This is a genomic window from Amycolatopsis sp. lyj-109, assembly GCF_046548995.1.
Lineage (GTDB): Bacteria > Actinomycetota > Actinomycetes > Mycobacteriales > Pseudonocardiaceae > Amycolatopsis.
Genome location: NZ_JAJPWR010000011.1, coordinates 138,320 through 159,402, shown reverse-complemented (window position 1 = coordinate 159,402; position 21,083 = coordinate 138,320). Strand labels below are relative to the sequence as shown.

Below are 21,083 nucleotides of genomic sequence, written 5' to 3'. Positions count from 1 at the left end.
TTTCACGGGTGCGGCGCGGCCTGGCAGGCTCGTACCTGGGTGGTGAGCGCGTCGAGCGCGTCGAGGGCATCGGCCGGAACGTCGAGGCGGTAGATCCGGTGCGGGCCCGACCGGGCCACCGCCAGCAGGCGGGCGTCGAGCAGGACACGCAGGTGCCGTGACACCGTGGACTGCGGTAACCCCAGCGCTTCCTGGACCTCGCCGACCGTGGCGGATCCACCCCGGTCGAGGAACACTCCGACGATCTGCACCCGGGTCGCTTCGCCGAGCGCCCGCAGCACGGGCAGTGCGGTGGTGAGCGCGTCCTGGATCACGCGGGCACCTGCTCCAGCAGCTCTTCGAGCGCACCGGTCGGGAGGCCGTGCTGCCGGCCCAGGTCGGCCCAGTCCCGCAGCATCCGGACCGTCTGCGGCCCGTGCCCGCCGAAGTGGGTGCGCAGGTAGCGCGGCACGTCGAACGGTGCCAGCCGGGGCAGCGCCGTCAGCGCCGCGAGCACGGCTTGCGAGCGGACCGGACGCGGGCTCGGGCCGCCGAACCCGGCCGCGACCGCCGCACGCGCCTGCGTCGCGGCCGCCGCGAGCTGCCGCGACGACCGGCGGGTGGCCTTCAGGTCGAAGCCCGCGGCGTGCAGTCCGGCCACGACGGGCATCGTCGTCGCCGCGGACACCAGGGGAGCCGCGAGCGGTGCGGTCCGCGCCCACCGCGGCCGGGCGAACAAGGACCGGAGAAGGACCGACGCGGGACCGGCAACGGTGAACCGCACCCGCGCCGGCGGCCACCACCACGTCGGATCCGCGCCGCCGGCGAAGAACTCGGGAACCACCAAGCCCCACGGCCGCGTGCCCGCCAGTTCGCGCAGCAGTTCCACCTCCGACGGCACCTGCGTGACCGCCGCGACGATCGCCGACTGCCCGAGCAGATCGGCGACGCCCGGCGAGGCGGGCGAGGCCGTGCTGATCACCACGTCCCACCCGGATGCGCCCTCGCCGGGCGTCGTCAGTTCGACGCTCCGCTGCTCGACCTGCCGGGCAGATCCCGCGGTGCGGAGCCGGCGGCTCTCGACCAGCAGGGATTCCGCGCTCCGTTCGCGCACCGCGAACCCGACCCGGTGACTCTCGGCCAACGACGTCGCCAGCACCCGGGCCACCGGGCCGTGCCCCACCACGAGAACGCGCATGCCCGCACCATATCCGCATATCCGGATGTAGTGCTAGTAGCTACCGCAGCACCACCACCCGCAACGCGGGCGAGCGCAGGATGTCGGCCTCGCAGAACCGGCCCTTCACCCACTCGCCACGGCTGTAGAGCTTCGTCTGGTCACTGAAGTACGGGGACGCCGGATCGGCCGACTGCGAATACGTCAGCAACGTCGAGGAGTCCGGGCACCCGCGCCCGCTGAACCCCACCACCTGGATGAAGCTGGACCCGTGCGCGACCTCGGCGTTGCCGCGTGCGGGATCCCACACCGGCGTCATCACGTTGAGCACCCCGAGGAAGCCCGGTGCCCCGTGGATCGGGATGCGCTCGCCGTTGCGTGTCACCGCTTGGCCGTCGCGTAGCCGGGCGTCCGCCGGCAGGCCTGCCGCGCGCAGTTCCACCAGTGCGTCGCCGAACGCCTTCCGGACGCCCGCGTCGCCGACGTTGAGCGTGTTCGGCGTCGTCAGCGGTGCCTTCGGGTCGAACGGTGTGGTGAACCGGGCGACAGTGCCGAGGCGTGCGCCGAACCGCTGGAACAGCAGCGAACCACGGCTGTCGAGCGAGTACGTGTGGTCCCAGTTCGTCAGCGCGGCGCACGCCGGGCCGACCGGTACCGGGCCGGCCGACGACGGTGCCTGCCCGTCCGGGAACGACGCGCACAGCTTCGCCAGGTCCGCCGCCGCCAGGTCGGCGAACAGGCTGTGGTCGGCGAAGAGCATCTTCTTCATCGACTCCGTGGTGAACTTGCTCGCCTCGGCCGTCAGCAGCGCTTCGCGGGTGCGTGGGGAGCGCTCGGTGTCCTGGTCGCTGACGATCCGCGGGAATCCGGTGAGCGGAGCCCGGGCGTTCGCGAGCCAGGCGCTGTCGTTGGTGTTCAGCTCGTAGTCCCGGCGCTGTTGCTGCGGCAGCCGCGACGGCGCGAAGATCCCCGGCTCCAGCGCACCCGGGTCCGAGCCCCACTGGCAGGACGACCGCGAACCGTCCAAAATGGCCAGTCCGTCGCCGGCGAGCGTCTGCTGCCCGGCCGGTGTGCTGCAGGCCCGGGCCAGTTCGTCGGTGACGTGCGGGACGACCTGGATGTCGGCGTAGAGCGCATTGCCCGCCCGGTCGGTGGCGATCGTGTTCACCCACGGCACGCCCTGGGTGCTGCTGAGCGCGCGGACCACGTCGACCGTACTGCGGGCCTGGTCGAGTTCGAACCACGTGTTCAGCCCGCGCAGGTTGGTCGCGTTGGCGTCCCGCAGCGCGAACGCCGACTTCGCCGTCCACGGCATCGGGATTCCGCCGACGTCGTTCAGCACCGGGCCGTACCGAGTCGACCAGAAGGTCCGGCTGGCCGGCTTCAGCGACCCGTCGGCCTGGCGCACCTGGACCGTGACCTCGCGGGAGGTCATCTTCTCGGGCTTGCCGTCGACCACGTACGTCGTCGGGTCACCGGCCGCCAGCGGCACCTCGAACAGGCCGAACGTGACCGGGGTGGACACCGTGTGCGTCCAGGCCGCGTCCGCGGTGTGCCCGATCATCACGAACGGCATGCCGAGCAGGCTCGCCCCGGCCACGTCCACCCGGCCGGGAATGGTCAGCTGGCTCTGCCAGAACCGCCGTCCGTCGTGCCACGGGTAGTGCGGATTGCCGAGCAGCACGCTGCCCGTGCCCGCCGCGGTTCCGTCGGCGCCCGCGGCGATGCCGTTGCTGCCGAGGCCGCCCTTGCCGAGCCCGTCCCGCAGGCTCGCCGACAGCTGCGCGGGCGTGCCCGCGGCCGGCGACGGCGCACCGGACGGTGGCGCCGCGAACAGCCCTTCGGTGACGAAGCCGAGGCCGCCGGTGACGGCGATGGAATAGAAGTGCCGGTAGAAGTCCTGCTCGCTGATCGGCCGCACCCAGTCCGCGCCGCGGCAGGCCGGATCGGTGATCCCGGACCGCCCGGTGCGCGCCAGGTAGGCGTTGTACCCCCTGACGTAGCCCGAAACGACCTGCCGGACCTCGGGCCGCGGCCCCTGTGGCGCAGGCTGGGCGACCAGGCGGTCGACCACGCCGGAGTCGTTGAGCTGCTGGAAGAACAGGTCGCTGTGCAGGTTGTCCTTCGCCTCCGACAGCGACGGGTAGCCCTCGCCGTCCGGGCCGAAGTACCGCGACCGCTGCGCGCTCACCGTGAGGTAGATCTTCGCGAGCTCGCAGACGTTGTCGGTCGCCGCGGCGTACCCGTACCCGTAGCCGAGCCCGCCGAAGTCCTTCGCGACGATGTGCGGGATGCCGTGTTCGGTGTAACGCAGGACGGCTTTCGCGCCGGCCTCCCCGGCCGTCGCGACGCCGGTGCAGAGTGTGGTGACAGAGAGCGCGGCCGCTAGAACGGCCAGCGCCTTCCGGATGTGCGTCATTCGTACCCCCTTGTCGTGATCACCACGCTACCCACGGCGATCACGCCCGGGTATGGGGGAAAACCCCAATGTTCGTTCATCCGCGCGCAAGCCGCCGTTGGCCGCGGCGGGATAGAAACCGCGCATGACCGAACACTCCCGCCGTTCCTTGCTCAAGGCCGGGCTGACCGGCGCCTCCGCGGTCGCCGCCGGCCTCGTCGTGCCGTCCACGGCCTTCGCCGCGGTCCCGCTCGTCCGCCGCGACCGGCCGGTGCTCACCCACGGCGTCCAGTCCGGCGACGTCACCCCGGGCTCGGCGATCGTCTGGTCGCGCGCGGACCGGCCGTCGCGCCTGGTCGTCGAAATCGCGCGGGACCCGTCGTTCCGGCACGCCCGCCGCGTCCCCGGACCGCTGGTGGGTCCGGACAGCGGCGGCACCGGCCGCGTACGCGTCGCGGCGCTGCTGCCCGGCACCGACTACCACTACCGCGTCACCGCCGAAGCCCTCGACGGGCGCGCCACGAGCGAGCCGCTGACCGGCCGGTTCGCCACCGCGCCGGTGGGCCGCCGCGACGCCCGGATCCTGTGGTCGGGCGACGTCGTCGGCCAGAACTGGGGCATCAACCCCGCGCTGGGCGGGATGACGATCTTCTCCGCGATGGCCGCCCGCTGCCCGGACCTGTTCCTGCACAGCGGCGACACGGTCTACTCCGACGGGCCGCTGACCGAGTCCGTGACGTTGCCCGGCGGCCGGACCTGGCACAACGTCGTCACGCCCGAGAAGTCGAAGGTCGCCGAAACGCTCGACGAGTTCCGCGGCCAGCACGCCTACAACCGCCTCGATGACAACTTCAAGCGCTTCGCCGCGCAGGTGCCGGTCTATGCCCAGTGGGACGACCACGAAGTCCTGAACAACTGGTACCCGGGCAAGATCCTCGACAACCCGGCCTACACCGAGAAGCGCGTCGACGTCCTCGCGCCGCGGGCGTACCAGGCGTTCCACGAGTGGCACCCGATCGACTCGCGCCGGGCCGTCGACGGCCGCGTCTACCGCAGTTTCACCTACGGCTCCCGCGTCGAGATCTTCGTCCTGGACATGCGGACCTACCGCAACGCCAACACCGCGGACCAGACGAAGCCGGGCTACATCCTCGGCGACGCCCAAGCCCGCTGGCTCGCTGACGCGCTCGGCCGCAGCACGGCGACGTGGAAGATCGTCCAGGCCGACATGCCGCTGGGCCTGGTCGTCCCGGACGGCGCCAACATCGAAGCCGTGGCGAACAACCTGCCGGGCGCGCCGGGCGGCCGCGAGACCGAGCTCGCGTGGGTGCTGCGGGAGATCCAGCGCCGCCGCGTCCGCAACGTCGTCTGGCTGACCGCGGACGTCCACTACACGGCCGCGCACCACTATTCACCCGACCGGGCGGCCTTCCAGGACTTCGACCCGTTCTGGGAGTTCGTGTCCGGACCGTTGAACGCCGGCGCGTTCGGACCGAACGCGCTGGACCCGACGTTCGGCCCGCAGGCGGTGTTCGTGCACGCCCCGCCGGTGGCGAACACCGCCCCGATCGACGGCTTCCAGCACTTCGGCGAGCTGAACGTCGACGGCGTGAGCGGCGACCTCACGGTGGACCTGCGCGACGCGACCGGGACGTCGCTGTGGTCGAAGACACTGCACCCGGCGGGCCGCTGAGCAGGGTCGGCTAGGCTCGCGCGCACCGAAACCCACCGCATCAAGGAGAAACACCGTCGTGACTGAACGCACGCTGGTCCTGGTCAAGCCCGATGGCGTCGCGCGCGGCCTCGTCGGCGAAGTCATCTCGCGGATCGAGCGCAAGGGCCTCAAGCTCGCCGCGGTCGAGCTGCGGACCGTTCCGCAGGCGCTGGCCGAGGAGCACTACGCCGAGCACAAGGAGCGTCCGTTCTTCGGCGACCTGCTGGAGTTCATCACCTCGGGTTCGCTGGTGGCGCTCGCCGTCGAGGGTCCGCGCGCCATCGCCGCGTTCCGCCAGCTGGCCGGCGGCACCGACCCGGTCGAGAAGGCCACCCCGGGCACCATCCGCGGCGACTTCGCGCTGGAGACCCAGTACAACCTGGTCCACGGCTCGGACTCGCCGGAGTCGGCCGAGCGCGAGCTGAAGCTCTGGTTCCCCGACCTGTGATCCTGTGATCCGCGACCGGGGCCACGTCCGCGTGGCCCCGGTTCCTGCTTCCGGAGCCTCCATGACGACGATGCCGTTCGCGCCGCGCGACTACGTCCCGGTGCTGGCCGAGCTGACCGGTGCGTTCACCGAGGCGCTGCGCACGGCCGACCCGGCCGCGCCGGTGCCCGACTGCACCGGCTGGACCGTCGCCGACCTCGCGACGCACCTGGGCAACGTCCATCGCTGGGCCGCGACGGTCGTCCGCACCGGCGAAGCGCACCCTCAGGACTTTGCCGTGGACGCGGGCGCCGACCTGGTGTCGTGGTACGCCGAAAGCGCGCGGATCCTGCTCGGCGAGCTCGAGGCCACCGATCCGGCGGACCCGTGCTGGCACTTCGGCGGCACCGGCAAGACGAAGGCCTTCTGGTTCCGCCGCCAGGTGCACGAGACCGCCATCCACCTCGCCGACTCGGGAAGCGGCCACGTACTCGACCCGGCTGTCGCGGCGGACGGCGTCGACGAGGTCCTCGGCGCGATGCTGCCGCGGGTGACGCGCTGGCACGCCGTCCCGCAGCTGCCCGGGCCCGTCACCCTGCGGGCCACCGACACCGGCGACGTCTGGACCGTGCACCCCGGCGAGCCGCCCGCGCTGGGCCCGGCCGCCGGCGGCGCGACCGTCGAAGCTCCTGCGCGCGATCTCCTGCTGCGCCTGTGGAAGCGCACCGGACCGGAGCCACACGCCACCGGTGCGGCCGCGGCGGCGCTCCTCGCCGCGCCGCTGACCCCCTGATGGTGTTCTAGACCATTCAGGCGGCGTTCACCGGGAAGTCTTCCCCCGGCCGTGCCGCTGCGCTGTGCTGGTCCGGCTCACTCTCACTCGATACTGGGGTACCCGGTGAAGAAGTCACGCATCGCGCTGCCGTTCGTCGCCCTGTTCGCGACAGCTTTCGTCGTCCCCGCCGATCGCCTCGAAGCGCCGCTCGGCACCCCGCCGGTCGAGGCCGCGCCCGCCGCGTCGTCGGCCCACGAGGGCCCGGCCGCTTTCGCCACCGCGGACCCCGATGACGGGCTCGTCACCGGCAGCGCCACCACCGAAGTTGCGCCCGGCCTCAGCCTCACCCAGTTCGACCGGTTCGACCCGGCGGGCTGGATCCGCGGCGACACCCTCGCCGTCGACCTCGGCAGCAAGGTGCTGGAGCCGACGTACCTCAGCCCCGGCACGGTTTCCGCGCGCACCCCGCTGTCGCAGCAGATCGCGCGGGCGGGCGCGGTGGCCGGCGTCAACGGGGACTTCTTCGACATCAACGCCACCGGCGCGCCGATCGGCGTCGGCATCGACCGCGGACAGCTGCAGACCGCGCCCGCCGCCGGGCACAACCTCACCGCGTCGATCACCGACGAAGGCAAGGCCGCCCTGGCCTCGGTCTTCCTCGAAGCCGCCGTGACGCTGCCCGGCGGCGCCGTGCGGGCGACCAACTTCAACAGCCCGGTCCTGGGCACGGACGCGATCGGCGTCTACACGCCGTTGTGGGGCGCTTCGAGCCGTCGGACGTCGGTGGCGGGCACTTCGCGGGTGCGGGAGGTCGAGCTGCGCGACGGCGTCGTGACCGCGGTGCGTGCGCAGCCGGCGGACGGTCCGATCGCAGCGGGCACCACCCTGCTGCTGGCCCGCGAAGCCGGGGCGGACGCGCTCGCCGCGCTGCAGCCGGGGGACGCGGTCGGCGTCGCCTACGCGCCGCGCTCGGACGCCGGGAAGATCGCGGTCGCGGTGGGCGGCAACGAAGTCCTGCTCCGTGACGGCGTCGTGCAGCCGGTCGACAACGTCGCCATGCACCCGCGGACCGCGGTCGGCTTCTCCGCCGACGGCCGGAAGCTGTGGCTGGCCACCGTGGACGGACGGCAGGCCGACAGCCGCGGGATGACCGAGCTCGAACTCGCGCGGCACCTGAAGAGCCTCGGTGCCGACGACGCCGTCAACCTCGACGGCGGCGGGTCGTCGACGCTCCTGGCGCGCAACGAGGGCGAAGCCGCGCCGAGCATCCGGAACTCGCCGTCCGACGGCGGGGAACGCCTGGTGCCCAACGGGATCGGCTTCACGACCGTGCCGGGCAGTGGCAAGCTCACCGGCTTCGCGCCGGCACCCGCGGTGGCGACGGACGGCGCGAACCGCGTGCTCTCCGGCCTGACCCGGCACCTGGTCGCCGACGGCCACGACGAGACGGGCGCCGCGGTGGCCGCCGACCCGCGCTGGAGCACGTCGGAGCCGGGGCGGGCGACCGTGACGCGCGGCGTCGTCACCGGCCACCGCGCGGGCGACGTCGACGTCGTCGCGCGGTCCGGCCGGGCGTCCGGGAAGACCGCCCTTTCGGTGCTGGGCAGGCCGGTCCGGCTCGGCACGAGCACCGAGCAGGTCGCGCTCTCGGGTGCGGGCGCGCGAAGCACGTTCAAGGTCTACGGCTACGACGCCGACGGCTACGGCACCTGGCTCGAACCCGACGACGTCAAGCTCGACTACGACCACTCGGTCGTGCGGGTCGAGCCGTCGGGTGACGGCTACGCGGTGACCGCGCTGACGTCCTCCGGCGCTTCGGCGATCACGGCTTCGGCGGCCGGCCTGACCACGCACCTGGCCGCTTCGGCCGGCACGGTGGCGCAGGTGGCGGCGCCGCTGGACGGCCCGGCGGGCTGGACGGCCACGGTGTTCCCGGCGGTCGTCGGCGCGGCGCTCTCCGCGGCACCCGGCCACGACGGCGGTGCCGGGCTCGCGCTGGACTACCGGCTGACCGGCACGACCGCGACACGCGCGGCCTACGTGACGCCGTCTTCGCCGCTTCCGGTGCCACCGGGGACGCAGAAGATCGGGCTGTGGGTCGACGGCGACGGCAAGGGCGCGTGGCTGCGGGCGGAACTGCGCGACGCCGCGAACGTTGCGTCCATTGTGGACCTATCGCTGAGCGTGGACTGGACGGGCTGGCGGTACGTCACGGCCGCGATCCCGGCCGGGCTGCCCGCGGGACAGCGGCTGGCGCGCTTCTACGCCGTCGAGAACCTGCCGGACCAGCAGTACGAGGGCCGGCTCGGGTTCGACGACCTGACCTTCGAGGTCGCCCCGACGACGGCCGTGCCCGCCGATCCCGCTCCGCACGACCCGGCACTGGTCACGGACGGCGTCCTGGCCGGCGGCCTGCGGGTGGCGGTGGTCAGCGACGCCCAGTTCACCGCGGACGACCCGGCGGGGCCGCTGGTCACCCAGGCCCGGCGGGCGTTGCGCGAAGCCGTCGCGGCGAAACCGGACCTGGTGCTGATCAACGGCGACTTCGTCGACCGCGGCACGGCGCCCGACTTCGTGCTGGCCCGGCAGGTGCTCACCGAGGAGCTCGACGGCAAGGCGCCCTGGTACTACGTGCCGGGCAACCACGAGGCGGAAGGCGGCAACGGCCTGGCGAACTTCCAGGCCGCCTTCGGGGAGACGCACCGGGTCGTCGACGTCCACGGCATCCGGCTGGTGATCCTGGACTCCTCCCGCGGCTCGCTGCGGGCCGGCGGGTTCGACCAGGTCCGGATGCTGCGGTCGGCGCTCGACTCCGCGGCGGCCGAGCGGTCCGTGCGCGGAGTCGTCGTCGCCATGCACCACCCGGTGCGGGACCCGAGCCCGACCGGGAACTCCCAGCTGAACGACCGCAAGGAAGCGACCCTGCTGACCCAGTGGCTGACCGGGTTCGAGCAGGCCTCCGGCAAACCCGCGGCTTCGGTGGCTTCGCATGCCGGCGTGTTCTCGCTGTCGCGGGTCGACGGGGTGCCGTACCTGGTCAACGGCAACTCGGGCAAGGCGCCCGCGGCCGCGCCGGGCGACGGCGGGTTCGTCGGCTGGACGCTGCTGCGCGTGGACCCGGCCGACCGCGCCCAGCCGGTGCGGTTCGAGACGCGGCCGAACGTCGACTCGCTTTCGCTCACCGGGCCGTCCTCGATGGCACCCGGTGAGCGCGCGCAGGTGCGCGCTTCCGTGCGGCAGGGGACGCGGGACGTGCCGGTGTCCTATCCGGTGAGCGCGGACTGGCAGGTCGGCCGGGGCGTCGTTGCGTTCGACCCGGCTTCGGGCGTGCTGACGGCGATGCGGCCGGGGGTCGCGCGGCTGTCGGTGCTGGTCAACGGGGTGGTGGCCACGCTGGTCGTGACCGTCCGCGAGTAATCCGCTCGGTTTTGTCGGTGGTGGGTTCTATGGTGCGAAGCGTGGACGAATCGGAGGACCGGGAACCGGCACTGGTGCAGGCCAAGGCACTGGTGAAGCGCTTCGGCGAGTTCGAAGCCGTGCGCGGGATCGACGTCGAGGTGCGGCGCGGGGAGGCGTTCGGCTTCCTCGGCCCGAACGGGGCCGGCAAGTCGTCGACCATGCGGATGATCGCCTGCGTGTCGCCCCGCACCGACGGCGACCTCCGCGTGCTGGGGCTGGACCCGGAGGCTGCCGGGCCGCGGATCCGCGCGCGCCTCGGCGTGGTGCCGCAGCAGGACAACCTGGACGTCGAGCTGACGGTCCGGGAGAACCTGCTGATCTACGGCCGCTACTTCGGCCTGTCGCGCGCGGCGGCGCGGAGCAAGGCCGACGAGCTGCTGGAGTTCGCGCAGCTCGGTGACCGGGCCGGCGACAAGGTCGACCCGCTGTCGGGCGGTATGAAGCGGCGCCTGACGATCGCCCGCTCGCTGGTCAACGACCCGGAGCTGCTGCTGCTCGACGAGCCGACGACGGGCCTCGACCCGCAGGCCCGCCACCTGTTGTGGGACCGGCTGTTCCGGCTCAAGGCCCAGGGCACGACGCTGATCGTCACCACGCACTACATGGACGAAGCCGAGCAGCTGTGCGACAGGCTGGTGGTGATGGACCACGGCCGCATCGCGGCGGAGGGCTCGCCGGCCGACCTGATCCGGCGGTATTCGACGCGCGAGGTGGTCGAGCTGCGGTTCGCGCCGGGGGAGCAGGTCGCGGCCGCTCAGCAGGTGGAGGGGCTGTCCGAGCGCGTGGAAGTGCTGCCGGACCGGGTCCTGCTGTACAGCGACGACGGCGAGGACACCCTGGAGCGCGCCCATTCCCGCGGGGTGCGCCCGCTGTCGAGCCTGGTGCGCCGCAGTTCCCTGGAGGACGTCTTCCTCCGGCTCACCGGCCGGACGCTGGTGGACTGATGGCGACGATCTCGACCGGCCGGGTGGTCGGCAAGTGGCAGGGCGCCTGGCTGCAGGTCGAGGGGCGCTGGACCTGGTACCGCCGCCACTGGGTGTCCACTTTGTACTCCACCGGGCTGCAACCGGTGCTGTTCCTCGCCGCGATGGGGCTCGGCTTCGGCTCGCAGGTGCGGCCGGGCGAGGTCACCGGCGGCCTGTCCTACCTCCAATACATCGCCCCCGCCCTGCTGGCCGCCGGGGCCGCGCAGCAGGCCGTCGGCGAGTCGAGCTACCCGGTGCTCTCCGGGTTCAAGTGGCAGAAGGAGTACCTGGCCGTCACGGCCACGCCGGTGTCGCCGGGCCAGGTGTTCGGCGGCCACCTGATCTGGTCGGCTCTCCGGCTGACCCTGGCGGGCGTGATCTACGCGCTCGTCGCGCTGTTCTTCGGCGCCTGGACCGGGCCGGGCGTGCTGCTGGTGATCCTGGCCGGCACCGTCACCGGGCTCGCCTGCACTACACCGATGGCCGCGCTCGCCGCGCGGACCTACGACGAAGGCCAGCGCTTCGGCCTGGTCTTCCGGTTCGTCCTGATACCGATGACGTTGTTCTCCGGCACGTTCTTCCCGATCTCCCAGCTGCCGGGCGCGATCCGCTGGCTGGCCTGGATCTCGCCGCTGTGGCACGGCACGCAGCTGTCCCGCGGCGTGAGCGTCGGCGGCGTCGGCGGCTGGGCGATGCTCGGTCACCTCGCCGTGCTGGCGGCGTTGTTCGCGGCCGGGTGGGTGCTCGCGCACCGGGCCTTCTACCGGAGGCTGGTGGTCTGAATGACGACGACCGTGGAAACCCGTGCCGGCCTGTTGCTGCGCATCCTCCCGCCCGCGCTGTACGCGGGCCGTGCCCGCATGCTCGTCGAACGCTCGGTGATGGTCTACCGCGGCAGCTGGCTGATCTTCCTGTCCGGCGCGGTCGAGCCGTTCCTCTACCTGCTGGCGTTCCAGCTGGGGTTCGGCAAGCTGGTCACGGAGGTGACGGGCCCCGGCGGGCACCCGATGAGCTACGTCGCGTTCGTGGCGCCGGCGCTGCTGGCGACGTCGGCGATGAACGGCGCGGTGTTCGAATCGACGTACAACCTGTTCTTCAAGCTGCGCTACGCGAAGCTGTACGACGCGATGCTGGCGACCCCGATCGGCCCGCTGGACGTGGCACTGGGCGAGCTCGGCTGGGCGATCACCCGCGGCGGCATCTACGCGGTGGCGTTCCTCGCGATCGCGGCGGCGATGGGACTGCTGGCGTCGTGGTGGGCCCTGCTGATGGTCCCGGCGGCGTTGCTGGTGGGCCTCGCGTTCTCGGCGATCGGCATGGCCCTGGTGACGTTCCTGCGGTCGACGGCCCAGTTCGACTACATCCAGCTGGGCCTGACCCCGATGTTCCTCTTCGCGACCACGTTCTACCCGCTGTCGGTGTATTCGGAGCCCCTGCAGTGGGTGGTCCGCTGCCTCCCGCTCTACCACGCGATCGAGCTGATGCGCGGCCTCGCCACCGGCATCCTGTCCGGCAGCATGCTGGTCAACCTGGCATACCTGCTGGTCCTGGGCGCGGTAGGCCTCTGGGCGGCGACCCGCCGGATCGCCAAGCTCCTCCTGACCTGACGTGATGCCCGCCCAATCACGCGAGATGCCCCGCCAATCACGCGAGATGCCCGCTCAATCACGCGACATCGGCCTTGCGTCACGTGAGGCCCGGCTTCGCGCACGGGCAGCCGAGGTCAGCGGGCCTGGTCGGGCGGCCCGTCCGGCGCCGCGGCGGGCACCGGGGCGTGCACCATCCCGTGCCCGTAAAACCCGTTGTACCCCTCGTACCCCGCGCAATACGCGTCCTGGAGCCCGTCCCCGGTCAGGTCGTAGTCGGCCGGGCACGGCATCGGCATCGCCTGTGCCTCCAGCGCCCGCCGCAGCTGCCGTGGCCGGGCCTCGGGCGCGGCCGACGCCAGCAGGGCCAGCACCCCGGTGACGTGCGGCGCCGCCATCGACGTTCCGCACAGCGGCGCATACCCGCCCGGCACCGTCGACAGCACACACTCGCCCGTCTCGCCGCCCGGCGCGGTGACGTCGATCACGCCCAGCCCGTACGAGCTGTAGCCCGCCTTCACCCGGCCCGCGCCGACGGCGGACACCGCGACGACGTCCCGCAGCCCGGCCGGCAGGGCCTCGCAGCCGCTGCTCACCCCGCGTGTCCCCGACCGCGCCGACGGCGTCAGGTCCACGGCCTCGTTCGTCGCCGCCGCCACGTTCACCGTCCCCGCCGACGTGCTGTACTCGACCGCGCGGGCCAGCACCTCGTGCACCACCCCGCGGTCGTCGCCGCGGATGCAGGACAGCGACCACGGGTTGACGAAGAAACTGCTGTTCGTCATCCGCATGTGCCGTGAGGCGGCCCACATCAGCCCGCACACCGCGGCTTCCGGGTCGGCGTAACCACGGTCGTCGATCACCTTCACCGACGCCACTCGCACCCCGGGCGCCACACCCGTCACCCCGCGCCCGTCGTCGGCCGCCGCGATGATCCCCGCCACGTGCGTTCCGTGCACCGACGTCGTCGGCGCCCACGCCGACGGCGACCGGTCGGGCGCGCCGGTCAGGCAGCCGGCGGAGTCGCCGGGGTCGATGGCGGCGCTCAGGTCCGGGTGGTCCGGGTCGATCCCGGAGTCGAGCACGCCGACGACGACGGCACGCCGGCCGGCCGAGCCAGCCGGGCCGACCGGGCCGGCCCCGGCGTCGATCATCCGCATGTCCCACTGCTGCTGGCTCAGGTCCGCGGTGGGCACCTTCGCGGGATCGGTCGCGGGCAGCGTCGCCCGGGCGGGCTGTGGCTTGACCTCGGCGGCGCGTTGCGCGGCCAGCCGCCCGGCCTGCGCGCTGAACGCCCGGTCCAGCCCGATCCGCCGGCCGAATTCCGGATCGCCGGAGGTGGCGACCGCGACGGCGATCTGCGGGTAGTAGACGGTGGTGGTCCCGCAGGCGCCGCCGATCTCCGACCGGGCCGCGGCCTCGGGGGTGCCGCGGTCGAAGGTGACGACGTAGCGGAGGGCCCGGCCGTGGGCGCAGCCGGACTCGGCGGCCACCGCCGGACCGGCGGTGACGCATCCCGAAAGCACCAGGACGGTGCACACGGCCGCGCGCAGCGGCCGCGCCAGCAGGGACACCGGACCTCCTACCGGATGCAGGAACCGCGGGTGCCGGCGCGCGAGATCCCGGGCACCCCGAGCCGCACCGTAGCCACCCCGTGCCCGGCGGACAAGCGCTGCGGGGAAGTTCCCCCGGCCGTGGGGCGGGTGGGGGCGCTACGGCGCGCCCGGGTGCCTGCGGGAGGTACCGAGTACACCGGAGTGGTCACCCGGTGTGGGATACTCGGGGAGGCCGCTGGGCCGCGGGGCGCATGTGAGAGGTGCTGCCTGCGGCGTTGTGGCCCGGTGATGTGCATGAACAGCGTGACGCGCGTCGCCGCCCGCGAACCGGGCGGCTGGACGACGTGGCAGGCGGCCCGGGGGCCGCGAAAGCCTGGCCAAGCACGCCGCCGAGCAGACCTTTGGCCGGGTTGCGCCCCACCGGAAGCGGTGGTGCGGCGCCCGGTTGTCGGGCAAGGATTCCCGCCGCTGGTGACCACCACGGCGGAACGAACAGAAAGGGGCCCCTGCGCGGCCGCGTCCCTGCCGGTGCGAATCGGCAGACGCGCCCGGGGGCGGAGGAGACACATGTCGAACGCGGAAACACCCGCCGAGCAGACCGGCGGGAATCCCGCCACACCCACGGGCGGCCCGTTGGCCGACCTGCCACCCCGGATCCGGGTGCACGCGCTGGCCAAGCTGCTGGAGTCGCACAGCCGGGACATCCTCGCGAAGCTCGCCGAGCTGGGCGAAAGCGTGCGCAGTGCGCAGTCGAGCGTGACCAGGGACGTGGCGCTCAAGGTGGCCGAGGCCTTCGCACCCGGCGAAACGCCCGGTGAGACCGAAGACACGCCGGCCGAGCCGGTGGCCCAGGAGACCCGGCAGCCCGCCGAGACCCGCCCGTCGGTGCCGTCGGTGCCGGTCGTTGAGGCCGAGAAGCCGCGGCCGAGGCAGAAGACCCGCGCGCACCTGCCGGTGTTCGCCGCGCCGTCGCCGGTCTTCCTGCCGCCGGAGCCGGCCGAGCGTGCGGCCAAGCCGGCCCGCAAGCCGGTCGACCCGTTCGCGGAGCCGCCGTCGCGTCCCGAGCCCGAGGTCGCCGAGGAAGAGGTCGAAGACACCACGCCGGACGCCGACACCGGTGCCGACGACGACGGTGACGACGCCGGCAGCCGCCGTCGCCGCCGCCGGGGCCGTCGCGGCCGTGGCCGTGGCAAGGGCGCCGAGGGTGGCGACGAGGCCGGCGAGACCGAGGACGACCAGGTCGAGGAGCAGCCGCGCCGCAAGCGCCGCAACGGTGACGAAAAGCCCGAAGCGGACACCGAGGAGGCCGAGGACGCCGCTGAGTCGGCTGTGTCCTCTGTGTCGGCTGTGTCCTCTGTGTCGTCTTCGGAGGCCGACAGCGACGCCGACGAGGGTGAAGGTGGCAGCCGCCGTCGTCGCCGTCGCCGTCGCCGCAAGGGCTCGGACGGTGACGAGGCCGAGACCACCGACGACCCGCCCAACACCGTCACCCACGTCCGCCAGGCGAAGGCCGAGCAGTCCGAGCGCCCGGCGCGCGACGAGGTGCGCAGCGTCCGCGGGTCGACCCGGCTGGAGGCCAAGCGCCAGCGCCGCCGCGACGGCCGCGAGGCCGGCCGCCGCCGGGCCCCGATCCTGTCCGAGGCCGAGTTCCTGGCCCGCCGCGAGGCGGTCGAGCGCACGATGGTCGTCGCCGAGCACGGCGACTCCACCCAGATCGCGGTGCTGGAGGACGGCGTCCTCGTCGAGCACTTCGTGACGCAGTCGGGCTCCGGCTCGATCGTCGGCAACGTCTACCTCGGCCGCGTCCAGAACGTGCTGCCGAGCATGGAAGCCGCGTTCATCGACATCGGCCGCGGCCGCAACGCCGTGCTCTACGCCGGCGAGGTCGACTGGGACGCCGCCGGCCTCGAGGGCAAGGCCCGCAAGATCGAGCAGGCGCTGTCCACCGGCGACTCGGTGCTGGTCCAGGTGACCAAGGACCCGGTCGGGCACAAGGGCGCCCGGCTGACCACGCAGATCTCGCTGCCCGGCCGCTTCCTCGTGTACGTGCCCGCGGGCGGCGCCACCGGCATCTCCCGCAAGCTGCCCGAGAACGAGCGCCGCCGGCTCAAGGACATCCTCAAGCGGATCGTCCCGGAGGACGCGGGTGTCATCATCCGCACCGCCTCCGAGGGCATCGGCGAGGAGGAGCTGGGCCGCGACGTCGACCGCCTGAAGGCCCAGTGGGACGTCATCAAGGAGAAGGCCGCCGGCGGGTCCGGCAAGAAGGGCGGCGCTCCGACCATGCTCTACGAAGAGCCCGACCTGCTGGTCAAGGTCGTGCGTGACCTCTTCACCGAGGACTTCACCAAGCTGGAGATCCAGGGCAACCGGTCGTGGGAGACGATCAACGGCTACGTCAGCCACGTCGCCCCGGAGCTGACCGAGCGCCTCAAGCGCTACGTCGGCACCGGTGACGCGTTCGCCGACCACCGGATCGACGAGCAGATCACCAAGGCCCTCGACCGCAAGGTCTGGCTGCCTTCGGGTGGTTACCTGGTCATCGACCGCACCGAGGCGATGACGGTGATCGACGTCAACACCGGCAAGTTCACCGGATCGGGTGGCAACCTCGAGGAGACGGTGACCCGCAACAACCTGGAGTCGGCGGAGGAGATCGTCCGCCAGCTCCGGCTGCGGGACATCGGCGGCATCATCGTCATCGACTTCATCGACATGGTGCTCGAGTCCAACCGCGAGCTGGTGCTGCGCCGCCTCACCGAGTGCCTCGGCCGCGACCGCACGCGCCACCAGGTGGCCGAGGTCACCTCGCTCGGCCTGGTGCAGATGACCCGCAAGAAGATCGGCACCGGTCTGCTGGAAGCGTTCTCGACGCCGTGCGAGCACTGCAAGGGCCGGGGCGTGCTCGTCTCGACCGAGGTGCAGCGCACGAGCGGCGGCTCGGCGCAGTCCCACGGCGGGAACGGCAACAGCGGCAACAGCGGCAACAGTGGTGGCAACAGCGGCGGCGGGGAGAAGAGCTCCCGTCGCTCGCGGGGCCGCGGCAAGGGCGAGGAGGCCGCCAAGGAGCAGGCCGAAGCCGCCAAGGCCGAGGTGCACGCCGTTCCGCCGCCGGAGCGGCGCGAGTCGATCGCGTCCGCGGTGGCGGCGGTGGCCAACGCCGCGAAGGCCGCCAAGGACCACGACCACGGCGCCCTGAACGGCAACGGGCCCGCCCCGGAGCCGGCCAGGGAGGTCGCGGACGTCCCGGCGACCACGGAGGCGGACGAGACGCCGGTGGCGGCCGAGCCGTCCGCCGAGCCGGCCAGGGAGGTGGCCGGCATCCCGGTGACCACCGAGGCCGACGAGGTGCCGGTGCCGCCGGAGGAGGAGCCCGAGGTCGAGCGCTCCCCGGCCCCGGAGCCGGCCGAGGAGCCCGTTACCGCGGCAGTGCGGTCTGTGGAGGCTGTGGACTCTTCGGAGCCGGTCTCCGACCCGGAGATCACTGTGCCCGAACCGGCCGTGCGCTCCACCCGGCGCCGTCCGCGCCGGGCGGCGTCGCGGCCGGCAGGTCCGCCGGTGCACGCCTCCGACCAGAGCAAGTGAACAACTAGGGGGACCCCGGTGGTAACGCACCGGGGCACCCCACGTAACCTGTAGTACGGCCTGCCACCAGAGCAGGTTGTCTGCGCGAGTCCAGGACCGCCGTTCCATCAGGTGGGCCGGTCGCGCGGAGCCCCCACCCATTGTCGAGCAATGCAGGAGACTTCCGTGTCGGCGTACGCGATCGTCAAGACCGGCGGCAAGCAGTACAAGGTGGCCGTCGGCGACGTCGTCGAGGTCGAGAAGCTCGAGGGCGAGCCGGGCACCGAGCACATCCTCCCCGCCGTTTTGTACGTCGACGGTGGCGAGGTCACCACGGACGTCGACGCGTTGGCGAAGGTCTCGGTCACCGGCAAGGTCGTCGAGCAGACCAAGGGCCCGAAGATCCGGATCCACAAGTTCAAGAACAAGACGGGCTACCACAAGCGTCAGGGTCACCGGCAGAAGCTGACCCGCGTCGAGGTCACCGCCATCTCCCTGTAAGGGCTTCTCCGGATCTTCGTTTTAGAAAGAGGACTGAGCTATGGCTCACAAGAAGGGTGCGTCCAGCTCCCGCAACGGTCGTGACTCGAACGCGCAGCGCCTCGGCGTCAAGCGCTTCGGCGGCCAGGAAGTCAACGCGGGCGAGATCCTGATCCGTCAGCGTGGCACCAAGTTCCACCCCGGCGTGAACGTCGGCCGTGGCGGCGACGACACGCTGTTCGCGCTGGCTGCCGGCGCGGTCCAGTTCGGCGAGAAGCGTGGCCGCAAGACGGTCAACATCGTCGTGCCAGTCGAAGCCTGATTCGGCTTCTGTCTAGACCTCTGACGAGGGGTGGGGCCGGAATATCCGGTGCCACCCCTCGTTTGTTTTGTGTAGTCCCTTTGTTGCGAGTGAAGTGAGGCAAAGTCATGGCGTCCCGGTTCGTGGACCGCGCGGTCATCCACCTGACCGCCGGTGACGGGGGCAACGGCTGCGCCTCGGTGCACCGCGAGAAGTTCAAGCCCCTCGGCGGCCCCGACGGCGGCAACGGCGGCAACGGCGGCGATGTCCTGCTGGTCGTCGACCCGAACGTACACACCCTGCTCGACTTCCACTTCCGCCCGCACGCCAAGGCCGGCAACGGCAAGATGGGCCAGGGCAGCAACCGCGCGGGCGCGGCGGGGGAGACGCTGGTGATGAAGGTGCCGTCCGGCACCGTCGTGTTCACCGAAGACGGCGAAATGGTCGCCGACCTGATCGGTCCGGGCACCACGTTCGTCGCCGCCCAGGGCGGCCGGGGCGGGCTCGGCAACGCCTCCCTGTCGTCGAAGGCTCGCAAGGCACCCGGGTTCGCGCTGCTGGGCGAGCCGGGCGAAAGCCGCGACCTGACGCTGGAGCTGCGGTCGGTCGCCGACGTCGGCCTGCTGGGGTTCCCGTCCGCCGGCAAGTCGTCGCTGATCTCGGTGCTGTCCGCGGCCAAGCCGAAGATCGCCGACTACCCGTTCACCACACTGGTGCCGAACCTCGGCGTCATCACCGGCGGCGACACGGTGTTCACGATGGCCGACGTGCCCGGCCTCATCCCCGGCGCGTCCGAAGGCAAGGGCCTGGGCCTCGACTTCCTCCGCCACATCGAGCGCTGCGCGGTGCTGGTGCACGTCGTCGACTGCGCGACGCTGGAGCCCGGCCGTGACCCGCTGTCCGATGTCGATGCCCTGGAAGCGGAACTCGCGAAGTACACGCCGAGTCTCGGCGGGAAGCTCGAAGAACGTCCGCGCGTGGTCGTCCTCAACAAGATCGACGTCCCGGAGGCCGCCGAACTCGCCGAGTTCGTCCGCCCGGAGCTGGAGGCCCGCGGCCTGCAGGTGTTCGAGATCTCGACGGCGTCCCGCAAGGGGCTGCGGGAGCTGACCTTCGCGCTCGCCGCGGTCGTCGAGAAGTACCGCGAGGCGCAGCCGGTGCTGGAACCGGAGCAGATCGTCCTGCGGCCGCTGGCCGTCGACGACTCCGGGTTCACCGTCGAGGTCGACCCGGAGGAAGAGGGCGCGTTCATCGTGCGCGGCGCCCGCCCGGAGCGGTGGATCCGCCAGACCGACTTCAGCAACGACGAGGCCGTCGGCTACCTCGCTGACCGCCTCAACCGCCTCGGCGTCGAGGACAAGCTGGCGAAGCTCGGCGCGAGGCCGGGCAGCCCGGTCACGGTCGGCGACGTCCAGTTCGAGTGGGAGCCGTCGACGCCGAGCGTCGCGATGCACCTGTCCGGGCGCGGCACCGACGTCCGGCTGGAGCGCGTCGACCGGATCGGCGCCACCGAGCGCAAGGAAGCCCGCCGGATCCGGCGGGCCGGCTCGGACGAGTTCGAGGACGTCCTGGACGTCGAGGAGTGAGCGGCACGCGCGAAGCCATCGCGGCCGCGCGGCGCCTGGTGGTCAAGGTCGGGTCGTCGGCGCTGACGACCGCGGGCAGCGGGCTCGACGCGGCCCGGCTGAACGCGCTGGTCGACGCGATCGCCGAGCGCGTCGCCCGGGAGACCCAGATCGTGCTCGTGTCCTCGGGTGCGATCGGGGCCGGCTTGGCCCCGCTCTCGCTGGGCAAGCGGCCGCGCGACCTCGCCACGCAGCAGGCGGCGGCGAGCGTCGGGCAGCTGGCGCTGGCGCACGCGTACGCGGAGTCGTTCGGGCGGTACTCATTGACGGTCGGGCAGGTGCTGCTGACCTCCGACGACGTCGTCCGCCGTTCGCACTACCGCAACGCGCAGCGGACGTTTTCGCGCCTGCTGGCACTCGGCGCGGTCCCGGTCGTCAACGAGAACGACACGGTGGCGACCGAGGAAATCCGCTTCGGCGACAACGACCGCCTGGCGGCCTTGGTCGCCCACCTGATCGGCGCCGACGCGCTGGTCCTGCTGTCCGATGTGGACGGCCTGTACGACGGAGACCCCCGCGGCGGCGCGACCCGCAAGCTGACGGAGGTCCTCTCGGAGTCCGATGTGGACGGAATCTCGGTCGGCATGTCCAGCTCCGGCCTGGGAACGGGCGGCATGGTGTCCAAGCTCGCGGCGGCTCGCACGGCGGCGGGCGCGGGCATCCCGGTCCTGCTGGCGGCGGCGTCGGAAGCCGCGGCGGCGTTGACGTCGGCTTCCCCGGGGACAGCGTTCGCCCCCGCGGACACCCGCCTGTCGGCCCGCCGGTTCTGGCTGGGCTACGCGGCGGACACCACGGGCAAGCTCCGCCTCGACGACGGCGCGGTGACCGCGGTGGTCCGCCGCCGCAGGTCCCTCCTGGCGGCCGGCATCACCGGCGTGGACGGCGATTTCCAGGCGGGCGACGTCGTCGACCTGGTGGACGCGAAGGACCGCGCGGTCGCCCGCGGAGTGGTGGCCTTCGACGCGACGGAGCTCCCGGACCTGATCGGCCGCTCCACCCCCGAACTCCCGCCCGAGCAACGCCGCGAGGTAGTCCACGCCGACGACCTCGTCCCCCTCCGCCGCTGACCCAAGCGTG

Annotated in this window: 16 protein-coding genes; 12 read left to right on the top strand and 4 right to left on the bottom strand. The window is 72.5% G+C overall.

Annotation, left to right across the window (positions count from 1 at the left end; translation table 11 throughout):
- Positions 1-2 precede the first annotated feature (2 nt).
- Genes ACLJQF_RS25205 through ACLJQF_RS25195 form a run of 3 tightly spaced genes read right to left on the bottom strand, consistent with a single transcriptional unit; the run spans position 3 to position 3,575 of the window.
- Positions 3-314: an ArsR/SmtB family transcription factor gene (locus ACLJQF_RS25205; RefSeq protein ID WP_410612115.1), complete on the bottom strand. Its 312-nt coding sequence runs from the start codon at positions 312-314 to the stop codon at positions 3-5.
- Positions 311-1,177, bottom strand: a complete 867-nt coding sequence (locus ACLJQF_RS25200; protein ID WP_410612114.1) for a hypothetical protein — start codon at positions 1,175-1,177, stop codon at positions 311-313. Before ACLJQF_RS25200 ends, ACLJQF_RS25205 begins: the two co-directional genes overlap by 4 nt.
- A gap of 40 nt (positions 1,178-1,217) precedes the next feature.
- A complete protein-coding gene (locus tag ACLJQF_RS25195; RefSeq protein ID WP_410612112.1) occupies positions 1,218-3,575 on the bottom strand; it encodes a penicillin acylase family protein in 2,358 nt (785 codons plus the stop codon).
- Positions 3,576-3,699: 124 nt separating this feature from the next.
- Between ACLJQF_RS25195 and ACLJQF_RS25190 the strand changes: the two genes are divergently transcribed.
- The 7 genes from ACLJQF_RS25190 to ACLJQF_RS25160 all read left to right on the top strand — a co-directional run bounded on the left by ACLJQF_RS25190 (position 3,700) and on the right by ACLJQF_RS25160 (position 12,501).
- Positions 3,700-5,247, top strand: coding sequence for an alkaline phosphatase D family protein (locus ACLJQF_RS25190; protein WP_410612110.1), 1,548 nt, complete (start codon positions 3,700-3,702; stop codon positions 5,245-5,247).
- Between the two features lie 58 nt (positions 5,248-5,305).
- Positions 5,306-5,716 (top strand): nucleoside-diphosphate kinase, encoded by a 411-nt coding sequence (gene ndk, locus ACLJQF_RS25185; protein ID WP_410612108.1) that lies wholly within the window; start codon positions 5,306-5,308, stop codon positions 5,714-5,716.
- Between the two features lie 61 nt (positions 5,717-5,777).
- On the top strand, positions 5,778-6,488 hold the full coding sequence (locus ACLJQF_RS25180; protein ID WP_410612107.1) for a maleylpyruvate isomerase family mycothiol-dependent enzyme: 711 nt from the start codon (positions 5,778-5,780) through the stop codon (positions 6,486-6,488).
- 105 nt (positions 6,489-6,593) lie between these two features.
- Complete coding sequence (locus ACLJQF_RS25175) at positions 6,594-9,887, top strand: phosphodiester glycosidase family protein (RefSeq protein WP_410612106.1); 3,294 nt, start codon at positions 6,594-6,596, stop codon at positions 9,885-9,887.
- Between the two features lie 29 nt (positions 9,888-9,916).
- On the top strand, positions 9,917-10,873 hold the full coding sequence (locus ACLJQF_RS25170; RefSeq protein WP_410612105.1) for an ABC transporter ATP-binding protein: 957 nt from the start codon (positions 9,917-9,919) through the stop codon (positions 10,871-10,873).
- Positions 10,873-11,676: an ABC transporter permease gene (locus tag ACLJQF_RS25165; RefSeq protein ID WP_410612103.1), complete on the top strand. Its 804-nt coding sequence runs from the start codon at positions 10,873-10,875 to the stop codon at positions 11,674-11,676. The genes ACLJQF_RS25170 and ACLJQF_RS25165 overlap by 1 nt, the downstream gene beginning before the upstream one ends.
- Positions 11,677-12,501 (top strand): ABC transporter permease, encoded by an 825-nt coding sequence (locus tag ACLJQF_RS25160; protein WP_410612102.1) that lies wholly within the window; start codon positions 11,677-11,679, stop codon positions 12,499-12,501.
- Positions 12,502-12,617: 116 nt separating this feature from the next.
- Here ACLJQF_RS25160 and ACLJQF_RS25155 read toward each other — a convergent pair whose 3' ends face one another.
- Positions 12,618-14,054: a S8 family peptidase gene (locus ACLJQF_RS25155; protein WP_410612100.1), complete on the bottom strand. Its 1,437-nt coding sequence runs from the start codon at positions 14,052-14,054 to the stop codon at positions 12,618-12,620.
- A 549-nt stretch (positions 14,055-14,603) separates the two neighbouring features.
- On the opposite strand from ACLJQF_RS25155, the gene ACLJQF_RS25150 reads away from it, so the two are divergent.
- The 5 genes from ACLJQF_RS25150 to proB all read left to right on the top strand — a co-directional run bounded on the left by ACLJQF_RS25150 (position 14,604) and on the right by proB (position 21,073).
- Positions 14,604-17,621: a translation initiation factor IF-2 N-terminal domain-containing protein gene (locus tag ACLJQF_RS25150; protein ID WP_410612098.1), complete on the top strand. Its 3,018-nt coding sequence runs from the start codon at positions 14,604-14,606 to the stop codon at positions 17,619-17,621.
- A 165-nt stretch (positions 17,622-17,786) separates the two neighbouring features.
- Positions 17,787-18,101 carry a 50S ribosomal protein L21 gene (gene rplU / locus ACLJQF_RS25145; RefSeq protein WP_410612254.1) on the top strand — a complete coding sequence of 105 codons (315 nt, stop codon included), beginning with the start codon at positions 17,787-17,789 and terminating at the stop codon, positions 18,099-18,101.
- Positions 18,102-18,141: 40 nt separating this feature from the next.
- A complete protein-coding gene (gene rpmA / locus ACLJQF_RS25140; RefSeq protein WP_410612097.1) occupies positions 18,142-18,402 on the top strand; it encodes a 50S ribosomal protein L27 in 261 nt (86 codons plus the stop codon).
- A gap of 107 nt (positions 18,403-18,509) precedes the next feature.
- Entirely contained in the window at positions 18,510-19,967 is a 1,458-nt protein-coding gene (obgE, locus tag ACLJQF_RS25135; RefSeq protein WP_410612096.1) for a GTPase ObgE, read from the top strand.
- Positions 19,964-21,073, top strand: a complete 1,110-nt coding sequence (gene proB, locus ACLJQF_RS25130) for a glutamate 5-kinase (protein WP_410612094.1) — start codon at positions 19,964-19,966, stop codon at positions 21,071-21,073. The genes obgE and proB overlap by 4 nt, the downstream gene beginning before the upstream one ends.
- Positions 21,074-21,083: the final 10 nt, after the last annotated feature.

What these genes read in the sequence shown, in the direction of transcription:
- ACLJQF_RS25200 (WP_410612114.1), bottom strand. Translation starts at nt 1,177, where the DNA reads ATGCGCGTTCTCGTGGTGGGGCACGGCCCGGTGGCCCGGGTGCTGGCG.
- ACLJQF_RS25195 (WP_410612112.1), bottom strand. Translation starts at nt 3,575, where the DNA reads ATGACGCACATCCGGAAGGCGCTGGCCGTTCTAGCGGCCGCGCTCTCT.
- ACLJQF_RS25190 (WP_410612110.1), top strand. Translation starts at nt 3,700, where the DNA reads ATGACCGAACACTCCCGCCGTTCCTTGCTCAAGGCCGGGCTGACCGGC.
- ACLJQF_RS25180 (WP_410612107.1), top strand. Translation starts at nt 5,778, where the DNA reads ATGACGACGATGCCGTTCGCGCCGCGCGACTACGTCCCGGTGCTGGCC.
- ACLJQF_RS25170 (WP_410612105.1), top strand. Translation starts at nt 9,917, where the DNA reads ATGGTGCGAAGCGTGGACGAATCGGAGGACCGGGAACCGGCACTGGTG.
- ACLJQF_RS25165 (WP_410612103.1), top strand. Translation starts at nt 10,873, where the DNA reads ATGGCGACGATCTCGACCGGCCGGGTGGTCGGCAAGTGGCAGGGCGCC.
- ACLJQF_RS25160 (WP_410612102.1), top strand. Translation starts at nt 11,677, where the DNA reads ATGACGACGACCGTGGAAACCCGTGCCGGCCTGTTGCTGCGCATCCTC.
- ACLJQF_RS25150 (WP_410612098.1), top strand. Translation starts at nt 14,604, where the DNA reads ATGTCGAACGCGGAAACACCCGCCGAGCAGACCGGCGGGAATCCCGCC.
- rpmA (WP_410612097.1), top strand. Translation starts at nt 18,142, where the DNA reads ATGGCTCACAAGAAGGGTGCGTCCAGCTCCCGCAACGGTCGTGACTCG.
- obgE (WP_410612096.1), top strand. Translation starts at nt 18,510, where the DNA reads ATGGCGTCCCGGTTCGTGGACCGCGCGGTCATCCACCTGACCGCCGGT.